The sequence below is a fragment of the Pseudomonas sp. LBUM1669 genome (genome assembly GCF_059695705.1).
The window spans coordinates 2,529,150-2,549,646 of record NZ_CP166784.1; the positions used below are offsets into that span (position 1 = coordinate 2,529,150).

Genomic DNA, 20,497 nt, shown 5'->3' on the forward strand with positions numbered 1-20,497 from the left:
GTGGGTGCGATGGATATTTCTGCACTGTGAGCCGAGCCAGGTTTTCAGCACGCAAACGTGCATGAACAGCCTCAGAGATTTAAACAGCGATACGGTGCTGCGGTTCGGCCCCTACGCATTCCACCAGCGGCAACGGCTGATCCTGGACGGTGATCGGCCGCTGCGCATGGGCGGTCGGGCACTGGATATCCTCCAGGTGCTGGTCGAGCGCGCCGGCCATGTGGTCAGCAAGGACGAGTTGATTGCCCATGTCTGGCCGACGTCCGTGGTCGAAGAAATCAACCTGCGCGTGCACATTGCGGCGCTGCGTCGGGCCCTTGGCGACGGCCAGGATGGTGAGCGCTACATCGTCAACATTCCCCAGCGCGGCTACAGCTTTATTGCCCCGGTGGAGCGGGTGCCTGCGGGTACTTTGGTCTCGCTTGAGAGCGCACAAAAAAATCAACACAATTTGCCGGCACGGCTCACCCCCGTGACCGGTCGAGACTCGATGGTCGGCAGCCTGGTCCGGCAGTTGCCGGTTCGGCGCCTCATGACCCTGGTCGGTCCCGGCGGTATCGGCAAAACCACCGTGGCGCTACGCGTGGCCGAACTGCTGTTGCAGCACTATCAGGATGGCGTGTGGCTGGTTGATTTCGCGGCGCTCGATGACCCCGCGCAAGTGGTCGATCATCTGACTCAAACCCTTGAGCTGGAAGTCGGCACGACCCTGGATGTATTGGCGAATCGGCATATGTTGTTGGTGCTCGACAACTGCGAACACCTGTTGGAACGCTGCCGGACATTGGTCGACGATTTGCTGGCGTCGGCGCCTCGGCTGTCGATCCTCGTCACCAGTCGTGAACCGCTCATGGCGACGGGGGAAACGGTTCAGCGCTTGCCGTCCCTGGCCGTGCCACCCGGGTCGGCGTTGCACAGCGTGGCCGAGGCCATGGGCTACTCGGCGGTGCAGTTGTTCGTCAGTCGCGCCCGAGCCCTTCAACAAGGGTTTGCCTTGCGCGAACAGGACCTCAAGGCGGTGCGGGAAATCTGCCGTCGGCTCGACGGCTTGCCGCTGGCCATTGAACTGGCAGCGGCGCAGATCGATGCGCTGGCGCTGGTCGGTTTGCAGGCTCAACTGGATAACTGTTTTCAACTGCTGACCCAGGGCCGGCGCACGGCCGTGCCCCGGCATCAAACCCTCAAGGCGACGCTGGACTGGAGCTATGAACGGCTGAGCCCGTTGGAGCAAATCGTGTTGCAGCGCCTCTCGGTCTTCAAGATGTCCTTCACCCTCGAAGCGGCGATTGGCGTGAGCAGTTGCGAGGTGCTCAAGCCCAATCAACTGGCGACGCTGGTACAGCGGCTGGTCGCCAAGTCGTTGCTCTCGATGGATCAGGTCAACGGCACGACGCGTTATCGATTGCTCAACACCACGCGCACCTATGCGCTGGAGAAGCTCGAGCACAGCGGCCACCTGCGCACGTTCGAGCGGCGCTACTCGCATTACATCAGCCGTGCGCGCTGGCTCTCAGGCGTGCAGTTGCCCATGGAGCTCGTCGAGTAGCCAACGGACTTTGCTCAAGTCCGGCGTGGCAAAACCTTCGGTGAACCGGTTGTAGATCGGCGCCAGCAGTTCATGGGCTTGCCGGTACAAGCCCTGGCGCTGCCACAGTTGCGCCAGCGAGGTGGCGCTGCGCAGTTCCCAAGCCAGGGCGCCCTGATGCCTGGCCACATTCAACGCCCGAACCAATACTTCTTCCGCCACCGCGCTTGTGTGGGAGTGAGCCTGCTCGCGATAGCGTCCGCTCAAACAATCCACCTCTGGCGGATTGTCATCGGCCAGCAACGCATCAGCCCTGGCCCGCAATATCTCCGCCGTGCTCCATCCCGCCGCCCCCGTATCGGCCCGTTGCAACAAGGCTTCATCGACGAACGCGGTGTCCAGCGTGACCATGATTTCCTTGATCAGCCCGGCGCCCGGTGGTGGAGCTGACGGTGCTTCAGCCTGGTCAATCACCTGCGCATAGTGTTGCGCCCACGTATAAAACAGCAGCACCGAATGTTTCTGCGCCTGCTCCAGCAGCAGCCGTAAAAGCTTGCGGGCGGTTTTGTTGTCGCCGTTGTAGTGGGCGATCAGGCAGCCGGCCAGCGCCAGGGTGTAGCAAATGGAGGTGCCGTGGTTGATCTGGAGCGCGATGTCCAGTGCCTGTCGGGCGGTGCGCCAGGCTTGTTCCGGGTGACCTTGCAGCCAGAGGATGCGCGCCAGAATCGTCAGGGCGGCCACGCTCTGATCGTATTGCACGCCGAAACCGTGGGTGAAGCGGTTGAGGTGTCCGCTGTGGGCCATGCGCTGGATGACCTGTTCGGCATTCACCCGGGCCAGTTGCTGATTGCCGGCAAAGTGCAGGGCCAGGACGCGCAAGCGATGCGTGCTCAGCGACAACACGGCGTCACCCTCTGCACCCAGACGGTCGAACAGCTGGCTCTGCTCCAGTGCCATTTGGTAATGGCCGCAACTGAGGTTGACCGCCATGTGCCCCGACACCGCCCGCAGTTGACCGGCCATGTCGTTGTTGTGCCTGGCCAGGGTTCTGGCGCTGACGAACGCGGCGATGGTTTCGTCCGTGCCGCCCTGGGTGTGGTAGCAGGAACTGCCAAGGGCGAGCTTGAGGGACATCTGCAAGTGAGTGCAGGGCGTGGGGGCTGCCTCAAGCAAGGCCAGCGCTTTGCGCACGTAAACGCCATGCTCCTTGAGCAGCGACAATTCCTGCCAGAGTGGCGTCGAGGTCGCGGTCAGCCGGATCGCCAGCGCCTGCGGGCCTTGAGCGTTCAAGCCCCAGTCGAGGGCCGAGCGAATGTCATCCAGACTGCGGGCGTAACGCTCGATCCACAGGCCCGTGGAAATCAGCTCCCAGTCGGTTTGCGCCTGGTGCATCAAGGCCAGGCAACGTTCAGCGTGGCGTTTTCGCGTGTCCGGCAGATCCACGGTCTGGTCGAGTTTTTCCAGGGCGTAGCTGCGGGTGGTGTCGAGCAAGCGGTAGAACACTGCTTCGTCGCCCACTTCCACGTTCAGCAGCGACTTGGCCACCAGTTGCGTGATAGATCCGAACACCTCGCCGGGCTCGATGTGCTCGCCGACGATCACCGCCGCGGCCGACTCCAGCGTGAAGCCGCCCCTGAACACGCCCAGTCGGCGCAGGCAGGTTTGCTCGCAGGCGTTCAGCAGTTCGAAACTCCAGTCGAGCGTTGCGCGCAGGGTCTGGTGTCGGCCCAGCGTCGACGGACAGCCCTGGGTGAGCAGGCGAAAACTGCCTTGCAGCTGGGTCAGCAACCCGCTCAGGCCAAAGTGGCCGACTTGCGCTGCCGCCAGTTCAATGGCCAGCGGAATGCCGTCCAGACGGTGGCAGATTTCAATCAACAGCGGCAGTTCGTGATCGCTCAGCTCGAAACTGTCATGGCTGGCCATGGCCCGCTCGACGAACAGTTGCAGCGCAGAAAAGGTCAGCGCTTGAGCGCGGTCCAGAACAGCGATGGGCGGTGGGCAATCGAGCGATTCCAGACGCTGGACGAACTCACCTTCGGCCCGCAGGCTCTCGCGGCTGGTGGCCAGGATGTGCACGTGCGGCGCGGCGCGTAGGATGCTTTCGCAGAGCAGCGCGACGGCGTCGATCAGGTGCTCGCAGTTGTCGATCACCAGCAGCATCCGCCGCTCGGGCAGGAACGCGGCAAGGCTGCTCATCGGTTCGGCGTCGTGCAGGGACAAATCCAGCAGCGTCGCCAGATGGGCGGTGATCAGCGACGGGTCGTTGATCGGCGCGAGGTCCAGCAGGCGAATGCCGTCCCGATAGCGACCGATCAACAGTTCGGCGACGCGCAACGCCACGGTGGTCTTGCCGATTCCACCGGGGCCGACGAGGGTGATGAAGCGCTGGCGTGGCAGCTGCGTGACCAGGCTCTCGACCAGCGATTGACGGCCGATCATGCGCGTCTGGCGGATGGGCAGGTTATGGGCGCTCGGCTCTAGGCTCTCGCTCGTGGGGTGCTGATGGATCGGTTCCAGCGAGAAGGGCGCGACAAAACTGTAGCCGCGCTGGGCGACGGTGACGATATAGCGCTGGCCGGCCTGGCCGTCGCCGAGGGCTTTGCGCAGCGCCGCCATGTGCACGCGCAGGTTGATGTCTTCGACTACGCTTTTGGGCCAGACCCCGGCGATCAGTTGCTGTTTGCTGACCACGTTTGGGGCGTGCTCCAGCAGGATCAGCAGAATATCCATGGCGCGCCGGCCCAGACGCAGGGGCTGGTCGGCCTCCAGTACCAGGCGTTGTCCGGGATAGATCCGGTAGGGGCCGAAATGGATGGCCTGCTCGGGGGAAAGGGTCAACGTGTCGCTCCTGCTTGCAGCCGTCTGGTTCGCGGTTTTCGAGCATATTCGTCAGGTTTTTCCGGCAACGCAACGAGGGTTCGAGTGACTGTCGGGTGTTCGCGGCGACTGCCCGCACCCGGCGCCACGGGCGGGTGCCGTGTTTACTGGGTGCAACCGTAGCAAAGCAGGTGTTCAGGCTTTTGGCGCGCCAATGAAAATTAACAACGTTTAACTCGTCCTGCGTCTGGTCTACGCCCAAAACTCTGCTGCTTCAACACCCGCTGGTCTGTAGGAGCGAGCCTGCTCTCGAAGGCGGCGGGTCAGCTTGCATCGAAATTGAATGTGCCACGAAACCTGTGGGAGTGAGCCTGCTCGCGATAGCGGTGGGTCAGCTTGCATCTATGTTGGATGTGCCGCCGCCATCGCGAGCAGGCTCGCTCCTACAGAGGGCGGCGGTGTTGCAAAGGGATCAACTTGTCATGAGGACACCGCAATGAGCAACGTGGTGGTGGTCTATCACAGTGGCTACGGGCACACCCGGGTCATGGCCGAAGCCGTGGCCCTGGGTGTGGAACGGCACGTGGGCAGCACCTGCCTGCTGGTTCCGGTCGATGAAGTGGACCAGCACTGGGAACGGTTGCACAGCGCCGACGCCATCATCTTCGGTGCGCCGACCTACATGGGCAGCGCGTCTGCACCGTTCAAAGGCTTCATGGAGTCCACGGCGGCGTTCTACCTCGCCCAGCCGTGGCGCGACAAACTGGCCGCCGGCTTCACCAATTCCGGCTGCCTGTGCGGCGACAAACTCAACACCTTGCTGCAGATGGCGGTGTTCGCCGCGTAGCACTCGATGATCTGGGTCGGCCTCGACCTGCTGCCGGCGCGCTCCAGCATCGGCGCCTTCGACGGGCAAATGAATCGCCTCGGCAGTTCACTCGGCGCCATGGCCCAGTCGAATGTCGAACAGACCCCGGACCTCGCCCCACCTGCCGAAGACCGTTGCACCGCCGCGCACCTGGGCGAGCGGGTGGCGCGGCTGGCTGAACGAATGAACCCTTCACCGCTTTGATACACCCCCAACACTCGCAAAGGAGACATCGCATGAGTACGTTCACGACCCGAGACGGCACCGAGATTTACTACAAGGACTGGGGCACCGGCCAACCCATCGTCTTCAGCCACGGCTGGCCGCTGAACGCCGACAGCTGGGAATCGCAGATGATCTTCCTGGCCTCCAAAGGCTACCGGGTGATCGCCCACGACCGTCGTGGTCATGGCCGCTCCAGTCAGCCGTGGAGCGGCAACGACATGGACACCTACGCCGATGACCTGGCGCAGTTGATCGAGTTGCTCGACCTCAAAGACGCCGTGCTGTTCGGCTTCTCCACCGGCGGCGGCGAAGTGGCGCGCTACATCGGTCGCCACGGCACCGGCCGCGTGGCCAAGGCCGGGCTGATTTCCGCAGTGCCGCCGCTGATGCTCAAGACCGAAGCCAACCCTGGCGGACTGCCGATCGAAGTGTTCGATGGCATTCGTCAGGCGTCCCTGGTCGACCGTTCGCAACTGTACATCGACCTCGCCAGCGGACCGTTCTTCGGCTTCAACAAACCGGACGCCAAGCCGTCCCAGGGCATGATCGACTGGTTCTGGATGCAAGGCATGATGGCCGGTCACAAGAGCGCCTACGACTGCATCAAGGCGTTCTCGGAAACCGACTTCACCGAAGACCTGAAGAAGTTCGACATCCCGACACTGGTGGTGCACGGCGATGCGGACCAGGTGGTGCCGTTCGAAGCGGCAGGCATCGCCTCAGCCAAACTGGTGAAAGGTTCTACGTTGAAGGTCTACCCCGGCGCCCCTCACGGCTTGACTGATACTCACAAGGATCAGCTCAACGCTGATCTGCTGGCGTTTCTCAAGGGTTGATGTTCCCCGGCGCGGGCATAGATCCGCGCCGGTTTTTGTTCCTGATGAGCGCCGATAACCGTCGAGGTCCAGTTCATGAAAAAGCTTACCAACGCCACTGGCGCCCCAGTGGTCGATAACCTCAATATCCAGACCGCCGGCCCTCGTGGGCCGGCGCTCTTGCAAGACATCTGGTTGCTGGAAAAACTCGCCCACTTCGACCGCGAGCTGATCCCGGAGCGGCGCATGCACGCCAAGGGCGCGGGCGCCTACGGCACGTTCAGCGTCACCCATGACATCACGCGTTACACCAAAGCCGATATCTTCAGTTCAGTGGGCAAGCAAACGCCGTTGTTCGTGCGCTTTTCTTCGGTGGCCGGCGAACGCGGCGCGGCGGATGCCGAGCGCGACATCCGTGGCTTCGCGGTGAAGTTCTACACCGACGAAGGCAACTGGGACATTGTCGGCAACAACACGCCGGTATTTTTCTTCCGCGACCCGCTGCGTTTCTCCGACCTCAACCACGTGGTCAAGCGCGACCCGCGCACCGGCCTGCGCAATGCCACCAGCAACTGGGACTTCTGGACCCTGCTGCCGGAGGCGCTGCACCAGGTGACCATCGTCATGAGCGATCGCGGGATTCCCACCAGTTTCCGCCACATGCACGGCTTCGGCAGCCACACCTTCAGCCTGATCAATAGTGACAACCAGCGGGTGTGGGTGAAGTTTCACTTTGTCTGCCAGCAAGGCATCGAAAACCTCTCGGACGCCGAGGCTGCCGCGGTGGTTGGCAAGGACCGCGAAAGCAATCTGCGCGACCTCTACGAAGTCATCGAGCAGGGCAATTTTCCGCGCTGGAAACTGTGCATCCAGGTGATGGAAGAAGCGCAGGCGCTCAACTATCGGCATAACCCGTTCGACCTGACCAAAGTCTGGCCGCACGGCGAGTTTCCGCTGATCGAAGTTGGCGTCATGGAGCTCAACCGCAACGCCGAAAACCACTTCGCCGAAATCGAACAAGCGGCGTTCTCGCCGGCCAACGTCGTGCCGGGGGTGAGCTTCTCGCCGGACCGCATGCTTCAGGCGCGGCTGTTTTCCTATGGCGATGCCCAGCGCTATCGCCTGGGGGTGAACTTCAATCACATCCCGGTCAACGCACCGCGCTGCCCGGCTCACAGCTACCACCGCGACGGCGCCATGCGCACCGACGGCAACCTCGGAGGCACCGCCAGTTACTTCCCCAACAGCCTGGGCGAGTGGCAGGATTCACCGGAATTGGCCGAGCCGCCGCTGCCGCTGGAAGGCTTCGCGCAGCACTATGATCATCGGCTGGAAGAGGACCATTACGAGCAGCCGGGGAACCTGTTCCGCTTGCTCGACCCGGTGCGCAAACAGCTGCTGTTCGACAACACCGCGCGGGCCATGAACGGCGTACCGCAGGCGATTCGTCAGCGCCATATCGACAACTGCACCAAGGCTGATCCGGCGTATGGGTTTGGCGTGGCCGAGGCGTTGGAGCGCCTGACCCCGTTGGGCTGAAATCCCTGCGATCCGTAGGAGCCAGGCTTGCCGGCGAAGGCGATTTTACGGACGCCTTCGCGGGCAAGCCTCGCTCCTACAGGTTTTTGGGGGGGGCGAGGTGTGGATTCACATGAGACTTGTAGGAGCCAGGCTTGCCGGCGAAGACGATTTTACGGGCGCCTTCGCGGGTAAGTCGGATCGCCGCACCGCTCGCTGCTACAACGGCCCGCGAGAGAGGGCGCGCACAGCACGGCAACGCCAGGCAAACGGATTGATCCCTTCGCTGCGGGTGAAGATGTGGCAGAAATGCGCCTGATCGCAGAAGCCGCATTCGAGGCTGATTTGCGTCAGTGTCAGGTCGGTACTCTGGATCAACTGCTTGGCCCGGGCGATGCGTTGGTGGCGAATCCAGTCTTGCGGCGAAAGCCCGGTGCTGCACTTGAATGCGCGGGAGAAATGACTGCGCGACAGGGCGCAGGCGCGGGCCAGTTCGGCCACTTCAACGGTTTCACCAAGGCGTTCGAGGATCAGTTGCTTGACCAGGCTTTCGCGCCACGGGGTCAGGCCGCCGGTGGTTTTCTTTCGCGTTTCAGTGACAGTCGCGCAGGCGAGGTTTTGCTGAGAAGAGGCCATGACAGATGTCCGTGTCGGTGAGCTTCATTCTTGGGCGCAGGGCTCTGGCAGGCGAGTTAAACGTTGTTAATTCCATCGGCGCGCAGGGGTGACCACAGCGCTAACTCAGCACATTGCTGCAATTTCCATGGCCACGCCCCGTGCACAATCGACGGCATCGGGCGGCGTTTTACATCGCCGCTTTTCTGACTCGATCAAGGGTGAAGGCATGAAACATTCTCTGGTTTGCACACTGGGGCTCGCGGTCGCGCTGGCGTCCGGTATTGCCTCGGCGCAGGCACCGGCGCAGATCGGCACACAAGTGCCGGGCTACTTCCGCCTGGCGGTGGGCGATTACGAAGTCACGGCACTGTTCGATGGCTACAACGACCTGTCGCCCAAACTGCTCAAGGGCCTGACCCAGAGTCAGATCCGCGCGCTGCTGGCCCGTCGATCGATTGAAACACCGGGGGTGCAGACCGCGTTCAACGCGTTTCTGATCAACACCGGCAAGCAACTGATCCTGGTGGATACCGGCGCCGGCCAGTGCATCGGCGAAACGGCCGGCAAGCTCTCGGACAACATGAAAGCCGCCGGTTATGAGCCCGCGCAAGTCGACACCATCCTGTTGACCCACTTGCACCTGGACCACGTCTGCGGGCTGGTCGACGGCCAGCAGAAGCCGGTTTTCGCCAACGCCACGGTCTTTGCTGCGAAGGCAGAGGCCGATTACTGGCTTGATCCGCAAGCCCTGGCCAAGGCGCCCGAGGGCGCCAAGCCGTATTTCAAAATTGCCCAGGACTCGACCGCACCGTATGTGGCCGAAGGCCGTTTCAAGACTTTCGCCGCCGGTCAGTCACCCGTGCCGGGTGTGGTCGATGCCGCGCTGGAACCCGGGCACACGCCGGGCAGCACTACTTACCGCTTTACCTCGCAGGGGCAAAGCATTCTGTTCATGGGCGATCTGGTGCATAACCTCGCGGTGCAATTCGAACACCCGCAAGTGTCGATCGGTTTTGACGTCAACAGCCAGCAGGCGATCAAGAGTCGCGCCAAGGTGTTCAGTGAGGCGGCGGCGAGTAAGACCTGGGTGACGGCGGCGCACTTGCCGTTTCCGGGCATCGGTCACATCGCAGCAGAGGGCAAGCACTTCCAGTGGGTGCCGGTCGAATACGGGCCTTACAAACGTGCGGCTAAAGTGCCTTTGATCGAGTAAAGTCTCAAGCGCTCATGCCTGGCTGTACACACAAGGAAACCGTGCCTATGAACCGTAACGATCTGCGCCGTGTCGACATGAACCTGCTGGTGATTTTCGAAGCGTTGATGTTCGAGAAGAATCTCACCCGTGTGGCCGAAAAATTGTTCATGGGGCAACCGGCGGTGAGTGCGGCGCTGGGGCGGTTACGGGATCTGTTCGACGATCCGTTGCTGCTGCGCAATGGCCGTAGCATGGAGCCGACGGCGCGGGCACTGGCGATTCTCAAGGAGCTGCAACCGGCGATGGATGTGATTTCCGGGGCGGTGAGCCGGGCCAAGGAATTTGATCCCTCGACCAGCTGCGACGTGTTTCGCATCGGGCTGTCGGACGATGCCGAGTTCGGTTTGTTTCCGCCGTTGTTGCGGCAACTGCAGGAAGAGGCGCCGGGGATCGTCGTGGTGGTGCGTCGCGCCAACTATCTGCTGATGCCGGCATTGTTGGCGTCGGGAGAAATTTCCGTGGGGGTGAGCTACACCACGGATTTACCGGCGAATGCCAAGTGCAAGAAGTTGCGGGACATCCCCTGCAAAGTGCTGCGCGGGGACAAGCGACCGGGGACACTGACGCTCGACGAGTATTGCGAACGACCGCATGCCATGGTGTCGTTTTCCGGCGACTTGAGCGGCAACATCGATCTGGATCTGGCCAAAGTCGGCCGCAGCCGCCGGGTGGTGTTGGGCGTGCCGCAATTCAGTGGCTTGCGGGCGTTACTGGCCGGTACTGAAATGATTGCCACGGTGCCGGATTATGCGGCGTGTGCGCTGGTTGAGGGGTGTGCGTTGCGGGCGGAGGATCCGCCGTTTCCCATTGATGCGGCGCAGTTGTCGATGGCCTGGAGCGGGGTGCATGACAATGATCCGGCGGAGCGGTGGTTGCGGTCGCGGATCAGTGAGTTCATGTCGAGGCCTTTGCCGGTTTCGGCTTGAACGTGGCGGCCTTCGGGCCGACCAGGTTCTTGGTGGTTGTGTACATATCCATTTCTGCGGTAACGGCTGCTTATGGTTTCGCCCTTACGGCGACTCCCTTTGGCAAACGCCCCAAAGGAAGCAAAGGTCTTCGCCCCAACGTCCGGCCCCTCGCCTAGGCTCGGCGTACCCTCGCCTAGGCTCGGCGTACCCTCGCTCCGGCATTCATCTGGGGGCATCGCCTCCGGTCGGCTTCGCTTCGACCTCCTCTCGATGTGTGCGGCTTCGCCGCACGGCGCTTCGCGCCTACCCCCCAGATGAACGCCTCCACTCAGCCTCCCGAAGGGGCGGGTAGATCAAGAGCAGGCGAGCTAACGCTCGGCCTGATGAGTGGTGAGAAGCGGATGGTGCACGCTGATCCCTGTAGGAGCGAGGCTTGCCCGCGAAGGCGGCCTGACAGCCGACCAGTCTCTTGCTGGTACACATCATTCCACTGTGGGAGCGGGCTTGCTCGCGAAGGCGGAGTGCCAGTCAACATCAATGCTGAATGGCACACCGCCTTCGCGAGCAAGCCCACTCCCACAAGGGGAACGTGTGTTGATGTGAGGGGTGTGTTTTATAGTGTTTAACGTTACTTCCTGAAGGCTACAGATCCTTGCGCCGTTGCCTACGACTGCGCCAGAATCCGCCGGCTTGTGCGCTTTGACCCTGGTCTTTATCGTTTCCGCATCGCTGCCAATCAGCGATCGGGTTTAGCGACCTGATCAGGTATAAGCGCAACAACGCTCCATCTTTATTGCAGGCGCATGTCTGCAGTTTCGATAGGGTAGCTGTGCGCGGGAGACCCTCGGGTCTGCCGGGTCTTATACCTCTCGGTTCGCTAACCTGCGTACAGCCGCCACCCTTACTTGTTTAGCGACAGGTGCTGGTGGTTCCATCAGGTATAACGCAGATTCACCCTGTTCAAAGCCACACCCAATCCCGCGGAAGCCGACGACGTTTCCCCCTACGATCCCCTCGATCCGAAAAAGCTTCACAAAGCCGCCGACCGCGCACTGGATCACTACCTCAATCCGACTGCCCTCAAAGCCCCCGTCATCCGCAAGCCCAGCACAATGTTCATCGTCGCCCCTGATATCGATAACGAAAGCCTGCTGGCCCACGCTTGCTAATCCCTGGCATCGGCGAGTGTGCTGACCAGTGATTTTGCCGGGCATCTGGAGGGTCCGCAGCGGCATACGGTGTTGGCGATTCAGCAGGTCATCATGCTGGCCGAGCTGGCGGTGAATCGGGCGCTGGACGGTGTTGATCCGCGGTAGCTTCGTCGATTGAAAACGGTCTCGGCAGGGGCCGTTTTTTATGTCTGGCACACATGCCATTCGTCTGTAAAAGCTGTCGACCTGTAAGTTCTGACAGTAGCCATTGTTCTCTATCCGATGTGAGATAGGCTCGCACCCCCGAAAGCGGGGGCTAGGTCAATCCCGCACAGAGAGCGAATGATGAAGAGTCCGTCTAGCTTAGTCACCGACGACCTGCCGCCCCCGTATATCAAGGAAAACCCGGCCTTCACCCTCCTGAATCCAGTACCGGTCAGGCATACCCTTACTGTCGTCCTGAACGATGAAATGCAACCCACGGACCGTTTTAGCGTGAAGTGGCAGGGGGCGCCGGGGACGCCGGCGGAGGGTTCATATACCTCGGACTTCGTCCTGGTCGGTAATGCGCGCCCTGTGGAGCTGAGAATCCCCAATTCGCTGGTGACATACAATCTGGGCCAAACGATTACGCTGACTTACACCGTCATCAGCGGCGACTTGGAGCCCAAAACCTCGCAACCACTGATTTTGTATGTGCTGCCATTGGCGCAAGGTGATTTGCCCAGACCGTTTATCCCGCAGGCGGACAACGGTGGTGAAGGTTTGAAATTGGATGTGAATAATCTGACCGAATTCACCCTGCGAATAAACGGATGGCCTCTGATTGCTTACAATCAAACCTTCTGGTTACGGCTCAGAGGGACTAATGCCAACGGCAGTGCTTTCGAAGTCATGTATTGGCCAGGCATCGTTGTCGACGAGTCCTTTATCTTGAGAGGCTTTCATGCGCAAAACCATGACGCCGCCCCACTCAAGGGGCTGAGGAATCTCAGTATTCTGACGTTAGAGCTTATGGCGACACTGGGTCGAAGTCAGGATGAAGCGGTCGCAATGAGGTTTGCTCCGCGACATTACATCGTCAGGACAGACTCAACGATCACGCCGGAAGCACCCCTGATCAAGTCAGTGAAAAATCCACTCGGTCAGGACATTGCCGATGGGCAGGACACCGTGCACACCACCGTGACGATCGACGGTACCGCCATGGAGGGTGAAGAGGTGGAAGTCTTTGACAGGCAAACACCCATAGGTACGGTCAGGGCCGATGCCGGCCGTTGGGAATACCGAGTGGCCGCATTGACTGAAGGATCACACGAATTCAAGGCCCAAGCCTTGTACGGCAATGGTGATGTGTCCAACCGATGGACGATCAACGTGTTGAGGGACGATCGACAGTTGAGGATCAAAGAAGCGCTCGATAACATCGATCTGGATCCTCTGGCAGTAACGCGAAGTCTGACCGCCATCGTGAATTACGACATTCGAGTCAACGACAGGATCAGGGTGACCTGGACTGCTGCGCAAGGCACGCCAGCGGCGGGTTCGCAGACGACAAACACCTTCGTGGCCGTCAGCACCGGGCCGATAGAAATAGCGCTGCGCGTTCCACTGGTGGCGTTTAGTCTGGGTAAAACGGTGGAAATTACCTACACCTATGAACGTGGGGTATCGCCTCCGGTGACCTCACAACCGTTTCCTATTAATGTGCGGCCTCTCCCGGCTGCTGTGTTCATTGCTCCGGTGATAACCCAGGCGAACGGGACAAACGTTTTGATTCTGCAAGATGTAATGGCCGGGGCGACTCTCCTGTTCGGCGGCTGGCCGCATATTGCCACTGGACAGCGAGTCTGGCTGGATCTGGAGGGCGAAAACGGCAGCGGCACCAGTCACAATCTCACCCCATGGATCGGCACAAACAACACGGTTTACCGAAGTTGGGCCACGTCCAATAGCTACAGCCTCACTATTGCGTACAGCTATCTGCAGCACTTGAGGGATGGCAGCACATTGTCCATTCGCTTCCGGATCAATATGGATCAGGTCCCTGATCCCGCGAGGGTGGTGGTCTTTGATGTCCGTGAATATATCGTCCGGGCCACGCCTTGAAGGGGCCAGCATCACGGCCATGGATTAGATGATAAGTAACGGCCTCTATTGAGGCCGTTTTTTGTGCCCGGCATAAATCTGCCGAACGATGAAGATCCGGCTCATCCACAAAAACAGCACACACATCCAATTTCCCCCGCTCCGGTCCCGGCACTATCAAACCAGGTCCCGCCGCATGAACGCCGGTGGTTTTTCATTTGTGCAGGTAGCCCATGAATACGTCGCGATGGGATGAGCGGGCGCAGGATCTCGGACTGTTGTTTTTGCGGGTCAGTGGCGGTGTGTTTCTGCTGTGGGTGCACGGTTTGCCGAAGCTGCTTAACTACAGCGCTCAACTGCAAGTCATCGAAGACCCATTTCACCTGGGTGCGAACGTCACGCTGATGCTGGCGATTTTTGCCGAGGTGCTGTGCCCGTTGCTGATTATCGCCGGGGTGTTGGTGCGTCTGGCGTGCCTGCCGATTTTGGCGGTGCTGTTGATTGCGCTGCTGGTGGTGCACGTGCAATGGAGTCTCGATGAAGGGCAGTTCGGTTGGCTGCTGTTGATTGTGTTCACCAGCCTTCTTATCGCCGGGCCGGGACGGCTGGCGCTCAATGTCCGACTTGCCGGAGCTTTGCGTTATGCCTGAATCCAATCGTTTCGAGGAAGTCGTGACCCTGGTGATCAAGCACCGGGTCAAGGCCGGTTTTGAAGTGCCCTACGAAGCCTGGTTGCGCAACATTGTCAGCATCGCCGGGCAGCAGGACGGGCACTTGGGCGTGGACGTGATGCGCGGTAAAAACGCTGGCCTGGACATGTACACCTGCGTGCTGCGCTTTTGCTCGACTGACGCGATGCAGCGTTGGCTCGACTCGCCGCAACGGCAAGTTCTGGTCAACGAAGCCACGCCGATGCTCGCCGATGGCGACCAGACCGAGGTCAACCCGGTCAACGAATTCTGGTTCGCGCCGCAAGCCGACGCCGCTTCGCCGCCACCACCGCGCTGGAAGCAGGCCGTGGTGACGTTGCTGGTGATTCTGCCGCACACCTTGCTGGTGCCGCTGCTCTGGGGCCCGCTGCTGCAACTCAACGCCATCCTGTCCAATTACGTGGTCGCCACGTTCCTGATCACGCTGACCATCGTCCTCTCGGTGGTGTACCTGTTCATGCCGATGGCGACGCGTCTGTTCGCGCCCTGGCTGTCCCATTCCACTCCGTCCAAGGAAACGCGATGAACGCCGATCTGATTTTATTCAATGGCCAATTTCATACCGTTGACCGTGAAAACCCACGCGCCAGCGCGGTGGCGATCAGCGAAGGTCGCTTCGTCGTGGTCGGCACCGACGCCGAAGCCATGGCCCTGCGCGGGTCGGGCACGCAGGTCATCGACCTCAAGGGTCGCTGCGTCATTCCCGGCCTCAACGACTCGCACTTGCACCTGATTCGCGGCGGTCTGAATTACAACCTCGAACTGCGTTGGGAAGGCGTACCGTCGGTGGTCGATGCCTTGCGCATGCTCAAGGATCAGGCCGATCGCACGCCCACGCCGCAATGGGTGCGGGTGGTCGGTGGTTGGAACGAATTCCAGTTCGCCGAGAAGCGCATGCCAACCCTGGAAGAACTCAACCAGGCTGCGCCGGATACCCCGGTGTTTGTCCTGCATTTGTACGATCGCGCCTTGCTCAACCGCGCCGCTTTGCGCGTGGCCGGTTACACCCGCAACACGCCGAATCCGCCGGGTGGCGAGATCGTGCGCGATAGCAACGGTGAGCCGACCGGCATGTTGGTGGCGCGTCCCAACGCGATGATTTTGTACTCGACGCTGGCCAAGGGGCCGAAGTTGCCGCTGGAGTATCAGGTCAATTCAACGCGCCAGTTCATGCGCGAACTCAACCGCCTCGGCCTGACCAGCGCCATCGATGCCGGCGGCGGTTTCCAGAATTATCCGGCGATTACCAGGTGATCGAGCAGTTGGCCAAGGACCAGCAGCTGACCATTCGCATCGCCTACAACCTGTTCACGCAGAAGCCGAAAGAAGAGCTGACCGACTTCAAAAACTGGACGTCGAGCGTGACCCTGCATCAGGGCGACGATTACCTGCGACACAACGGCGCCGGGGAAATGCTGGTGTTTTCGGCGGCAGATTTCGAGGATTTCCTCGAGCCGCGTCCAGACCTGCCGCAAACCATGGAAGACGAGCTGGAACCGGTGGTCCGTCACCTCGTCGAGCAGCGCTGGCCGTTCCGCTTGCACGCCACGTACAACGAATCCATCAGCCGCATGCTCGACGTGTTCGAGAAGGTCAACCGCGACATTCCGTTCAACGGTTTGCCATGGTTTTTCGACCACGCTGAAACCATCACGCCACAAAACATCGAGCGGGTGAGGGCGCTGGGGGGCGGTATCGCGATTCAGGATCGCATGGCGTTTCAGGGCGAGTATTTCGTCGAGCGTTACGGCGCCAAAGCGGCCGAAGCGACGCCGCCGATCAAGCGCATGTTGGCCGAAGGTGTACCGGTCGGCGCCGGCACCGATGCCACGCGGGTGTCCAGCTACAATCCATGGACCTCGTTGTATTGGATGGTCAGCGGTCGCACCGTCGGCGGCCTGGAACTGCACGCCGAGGGCCTGTCCCGGCAGACCGCGCTGGAGCTGTTCACCCACGGCAGCGCCTGGTTCTCTTCCGAACAGGGCAAAAAAGGCATGATCAAGGTCGGCCAACTGGCGGATGTCGCGGCGCTCAGCGCGGACTTTTTCAGCGTCGATGAGGAAGCGATCAAGTGGATCGAGTCAGTGTTGACCGTGGTCGGCGGCAAGGTGGTGTACGCCGCCGGTGATTTCGAAAAACTCGGACCAGCCAGCGTGCCGGTGCTGCCGGACTGGTCGCCGGTGGTCAAGGTGCCGGGTCATTGGCGTCCGACGTCGCCGATGCAGGCGCAGGTCCACCATTGCAGCGGGCCGTGCGGCGTGCATGCCCACAGCCATGAAAAGGCCCGTTTGTCGAACGCGCCGGTCAGTGATTTTGCGGGTTTCTGGGGTGCGTTCGGTTGTTCGTGCTTCGCGTTCTGACGATCACAAAACGCGCCGATGTACCGCGTCGGCGCCTTGCGTAATACCCATCCATCGAGGAGTTTCACATGAGCAACGTTCCGTACAAACGCCTGAACAAAGACGATGCCGTAGTCCTGTTGGTCGACCACCAGACCGGCCTGATCTCGCTGGTCCAGGATTTCTCGCCGAACGAATTCAAGAACAACGTGCTGGCCCTCGCGGACCTGGCCAAGTTCTTCAAACTGCCGACCATCCTCACCACCAGTTTCGAAAACGGCCCGAACGGCCCGATGGTACCTGAGCTCAAGGAACTGTTCCCAGACGCGCCGTACATCCCGCGTCCAGGCCAGATCAATGCCTGGGACAACGAAGATTTCGTCAAAGCCGTTAAAGCCACTGGCCGCAAGCAACTGATCATCGCCGGTGTGGTGACCGACGTTTGCGTGACCTTCCCGACGCTGTCGGCACTGGCGGAAGGCTTTGAAGTGTTTGTGGTGACCGATGCCTCGGGCACCTTCAACGAAACCGTGCAGCAAGCGGCCTGGGCACGCATGTCGGCGGCCGGTGCACAACTGGTGAACTGGTTCTCGGTGGCGTGCGAGCTGCAGGGTGACTGGCGCAACGACATGGAAGGCCTGGCGAACCTGCTGTCGCCGCGCATTCCGAACTATCGCAACTTGATGAACAGCTACGTGGCGCTGACTTCGAAGTAAGCTCGGCGATCCATAAAAATGCCCGCGACTGTGCGGGCATTTTTTTGTCTGGCACAACACCATTTTGTGGTGAGGTTTTTTGTGGCGAGGGAGCTTGCTCCCGCTTGAGCGCGCAGCGCTCACCAAAAAGGGGTTGCTTCGCAGCCCAGCGGGAGCAAGCTCCCTCGCCACAAAAGCACTCCACCACAACATTCAGGCCGCCACAAAAACTAGGCCTGTTGGCGCTTCTGCAGCCAGCTGAGGAAGCCGCTTTTCTTGATTTGCACCGGTTTGGCCATCAACGCCAACCGGCTGTTCTGCTGCCGCACTGCCTGAAGCTTGTTCAACGCCCGACCCACTTCAACCCGTTGCTCCATGCAACCACGGGTCAGGGTTTTGTCGATCCGGTAAATGATGCACGAGGTCAGCGTTGTGAACGTCGCCTGGGACGGCGTATCGGTCAGGATGCTTTGTTCACCCATCACCTCACTCGGCCCCATGCGCCCGGCTTCGGTTTGCCCGGTGCCGTCGGGCACGGTAGCGCTGACCACCCCCGTAGCAATCACCATCAGGCTGTCCGGCACTTCGCCCAATCCCAATACCACCTGGCCGGCCGCGTACTGCTGCGCCACCATCGACTGAGCCATTTGATCGCGCTCGTCCTCACTCAAGGAACGGAAGACCTTCACTTCATCCAGCAACGCCCGCGCACGGGTCGTCGGTTCAATCACACCATCGATCTGCCGAGATATCCCCGCCGCTTCGAGGTGCCGGTGCGCCAGGTCGAACAGCTGGTTGCGCACGTCGCTCTTCTTGCCGAGCTCGGCGATAAAACCGCTGGCCACGTATTCGGACAGGGTTTCGCCAGCCTCTTTGAGCACCACTTTCGGCGCAGGGGTGAGCAGCAAACTGCTGCTGCCTTGAAGCGTGCGCTCCAGCGCATCCAGCACCCGACGCGGGCGAATGTGGTTGGGCACTTGAATGCTGATCGACACGCCGTGCATGTTGGTCGGCCGGCTGAGGTTGACGATCTTCGCTTTGGCCGCCACCGAGTTCGGCACCACCGCGGTGCTGCCGGCGCTGGTCAGCAGGTGCGTGGCGCGCCAGTCAATGTCGAGCACTTTGCCCTCGACGCCATCGATCATGATCCAGTCATCCACCTGATACGGCTTGGTGGTGTTGAGCACGATCCCGGAAAACACGTCGCTCAAGGTGCTTTGCAGCGCTAGGCCGACGACGATGGCCACGACACCGGATGTCGCCAGCAAGCCTTTCACCGGCAGCTCCAGCACGTAACCGGCCGCCGCGACGATGGCGATCAGGAACACCAGCGCGCCGATGACGTCCTGCAACAAGCGACCGCTGTGACCGATGCGGCGCATCAGCACCAGGCCGATGACTTCGGTGAGCACCCGCGCGGCGTACAGCCACCAGAGAATCCCCAACGCCGTGGCGCCCAATTGCGCGACGCGATCCTCGGCGAACAGCGGCGCCTGCAACGGGCTCACACCGGCATTGATGACCAGTGCGCTGAACATCACAAACAGCGTCAACCGCACGCCAACCCGCGTGACGCGATGCTTGAACGGCGCGAGGTGCCAGAGCACGGCGTCGATCACCAGCAGCAGGGCACTCCAGGACAGCAGGTGAGCGAGGACAAAGGACATGGGGAACTCCGACTAAGGATCACTTTCGATTCATGTAGCAGCTGTCGAGCCCCGGCGAGGCTGCGTTCGGCTGCGAAGCAGTCGTAAAATCAGGCGATGCGTTTTTTCAGGAAAATCACGCCTACAGGGTTCACGACTGCTTCGCAGCCGAACGCAGCCTCGCCGGGGCTCGACAGCTGCTACAAGGGCAAGCAGCTTCGCCACACTTGGTTGTGTGGCGAGGCGAGGTGACTCAGTTCAAGTGAGTCTTGAGCTCCAGTGCCGCCTGGCGAACCGCCGCTTTCACTTCCGGAATCTGGCTCAGCGGGTTGAGCAGGCCGAAGTCGTGGATCATGCCGTTGTAACGCACCGCAGTGACTGGCACACCGGCCGCGTCGAGGTGGCGGGCATAGGCTTCGCCTTCGTCACGCAACACGTCGAATTCGGCGGTTTGCACCAGGGCGGCGGGCAGGCCTTTGAGCTGTTCGGCGCTGGCTTGCAGCGGCGAAGCATGGATCTGCGCACGCTCAGCCTGGTCGGTGGTGTAGTTGTCCCAGAACCAGTTCATCATGCCCTTGGTCAGGAAGTGGCCCTCGGCAAATTGCTGGTACGAGCCGCTGTCGAACTGCGCATTGGTCACCGGCCACATCAACAACTGGAAGCGCAGCGCCGGGGTTTTCTGTTCCTTGGCCATCAACGCGACGACCGCCGCCATATTGCCGCCGACACTGTTGCCGGCCACAGCGAGGCGCTGGCCATCGACGCCGATGTCCTTGCCATGCTCGGCCACCCAACGGGTCGCGGCGTAAGCCTGGTTGATCGCGGTCGGGTAGTGCGCTTCCGGCGATGGCGTGTAATCGACATACACCGCGACCGCGCCGGAGCCCACCACCAGGTCGTGAATCAGACGCTGGTGAGTCGGGTAATCGCCCAACACCCAACCGCCACCGTGGAAGAACATGAACACCGGCAATTCACCTTTGACCTTGGCCGGCCGGACGATTTTCAAGTTGATGGTTTGCCCATCGACCTTGATCGCACGGTCGCTGACGTCTACACCCGACAGATCAACCTTCACCGAGTTTTGCGCTCCGGTCAGTACCGCACGGGCATCCTTCGGGCTCAACTGCTCAAGCGGCTTGCCACCGCCGGCGGCGAGGGCTTCGAGGAAAGCCTGGGTGGTGTGTTCGACACCCGGGCTGCCGGCGGCGAATGCGTTGCCGATGGAGAGGGCGAGAAGGGACGCGGTCAGGGTTTTGTTGACGATGTTCATGGGGCAAATCCTTTTTAATTAATTAGCGTTTTATGACCTGAGGTCG

Annotated in this window: 13 protein-coding genes and 3 pseudogenes; 12 read left to right on the forward strand and 4 right to left on the reverse strand. The window is 61.1% G+C overall.

Annotation, left to right across the window (positions count from 1 at the left end; genetic code table 11):
* Window positions 1-61: 61 nt before the first annotated feature.
* Complete coding sequence (locus ACA051_RS11805; RefSeq protein WP_497374866.1) at window positions 62-1,546, forward strand: ATP-binding protein; 1,485 nt, start codon at window positions 62-64, stop codon at window positions 1,544-1,546.
* Here ACA051_RS11805 and ACA051_RS11810 read toward each other — a convergent pair.
* Window positions 1,511-4,363 carry an ATP-binding protein gene (locus tag ACA051_RS11810; protein ID WP_497374868.1) on the reverse strand — a complete coding sequence of 951 codons (2,853 nt, stop codon included), beginning with the start codon at window positions 4,361-4,363 and terminating at the stop codon, window positions 1,511-1,513. The two genes, ACA051_RS11805 and ACA051_RS11810, sit on opposite strands and share 36 nt — an antisense overlap.
* A gap of 475 nt (window positions 4,364-4,838) precedes the next feature.
* On the opposite strand from ACA051_RS11810, the pseudogene ACA051_RS11815 reads away from it, so the two are divergent.
* From ACA051_RS11815 to ACA051_RS11825, 3 genes and pseudogenes are all read left to right on the forward strand, one after another.
* Window positions 4,839-5,414: pseudogene (locus tag ACA051_RS11815) on the forward strand (flavodoxin family protein).
* A gap of 32 nt (window positions 5,415-5,446) precedes the next feature.
* Window positions 5,447-6,271, forward strand: coding sequence for an alpha/beta fold hydrolase (locus ACA051_RS11820; protein ID WP_497374870.1), 825 nt, complete (start codon window positions 5,447-5,449; stop codon window positions 6,269-6,271).
* A gap of 75 nt (window positions 6,272-6,346) precedes the next feature.
* The gene (locus ACA051_RS11825; RefSeq protein ID WP_497374872.1) at window positions 6,347-7,789 is read left to right on the forward strand and encodes a catalase; all 1,443 of its coding nucleotides are present in this window, start codon (window positions 6,347-6,349) and stop codon (window positions 7,787-7,789) included.
* A gap of 198 nt (window positions 7,790-7,987) precedes the next feature.
* Here the strand turns inward: ACA051_RS11825 and ACA051_RS11830 are convergent, their stop codons facing one another.
* Window positions 7,988-8,404 (reverse strand): helix-turn-helix domain-containing protein, encoded by a 417-nt coding sequence (locus ACA051_RS11830; RefSeq protein ID WP_497374874.1) that lies wholly within the window; start codon window positions 8,402-8,404, stop codon window positions 7,988-7,990.
* 208 nt (window positions 8,405-8,612) lie between these two features.
* On the opposite strand from ACA051_RS11830, the gene ACA051_RS11835 reads away from it, so the two are divergent.
* The 8 genes and pseudogenes from ACA051_RS11835 to ycaC all read left to right on the forward strand — a co-directional run bounded on the left by ACA051_RS11835 (window position 8,613) and on the right by ycaC (window position 17,553).
* Window positions 8,613-9,599, forward strand: coding sequence for an MBL fold metallo-hydrolase (locus ACA051_RS11835; RefSeq protein WP_497374876.1), 987 nt, complete (start codon window positions 8,613-8,615; stop codon window positions 9,597-9,599).
* 47 nt (window positions 9,600-9,646) lie between these two features.
* Window positions 9,647-10,567: a LysR family transcriptional regulator gene (locus tag ACA051_RS11840; protein ID WP_497309917.1), complete on the forward strand. Its 921-nt coding sequence runs from the start codon at window positions 9,647-9,649 to the stop codon at window positions 10,565-10,567.
* Between the two features lie 938 nt (window positions 10,568-11,505).
* Window positions 11,506-11,865, forward strand: a pseudogene (locus ACA051_RS11845) (DUF6124 family protein).
* Window positions 11,866-12,042: 177 nt separating this feature from the next.
* Window positions 12,043-13,809, forward strand: a complete 1,767-nt coding sequence (locus ACA051_RS11850) for a hypothetical protein (RefSeq protein ID WP_497309919.1) — start codon at window positions 12,043-12,045, stop codon at window positions 13,807-13,809.
* A gap of 212 nt (window positions 13,810-14,021) precedes the next feature.
* Window positions 14,022-14,438: a DoxX family protein gene (locus tag ACA051_RS11855; RefSeq protein ID WP_497374878.1), complete on the forward strand. Its 417-nt coding sequence runs from the start codon at window positions 14,022-14,024 to the stop codon at window positions 14,436-14,438.
* A complete protein-coding gene (locus tag ACA051_RS11860) occupies window positions 14,431-15,024 on the forward strand; it encodes an antibiotic biosynthesis monooxygenase (protein ID WP_497374880.1) in 594 nt (197 codons plus the stop codon). Before ACA051_RS11855 ends, ACA051_RS11860 begins: the two co-directional genes overlap by 8 nt.
* A pseudogene (locus ACA051_RS11865) lies at window positions 15,021-16,858 on the forward strand (amidohydrolase). Before ACA051_RS11860 ends, ACA051_RS11865 begins: the two are co-directional and overlap by 4 nt.
* Before the next feature lie 68 nt (window positions 16,859-16,926).
* Window positions 16,927-17,553: an isochorismate family cysteine hydrolase YcaC gene (gene ycaC, locus ACA051_RS11870; RefSeq protein WP_010455729.1), complete on the forward strand. Its 627-nt coding sequence runs from the start codon at window positions 16,927-16,929 to the stop codon at window positions 17,551-17,553.
* A gap of 209 nt (window positions 17,554-17,762) precedes the next feature.
* Here the strand turns inward: ycaC and ACA051_RS11875 are convergent, their stop codons facing one another.
* Entirely contained in the window at window positions 17,763-19,199 is a 1,437-nt protein-coding gene (locus tag ACA051_RS11875; RefSeq protein WP_497309927.1) for a mechanosensitive ion channel domain-containing protein, read from the reverse strand.
* Window positions 19,200-19,431: 232 nt separating this feature from the next.
* Entirely contained in the window at window positions 19,432-20,451 is a 1,020-nt protein-coding gene (locus ACA051_RS11880; protein WP_497374882.1) for an alpha/beta hydrolase, read from the reverse strand.
* Window positions 20,452-20,497 lie beyond the last annotated feature (46 nt).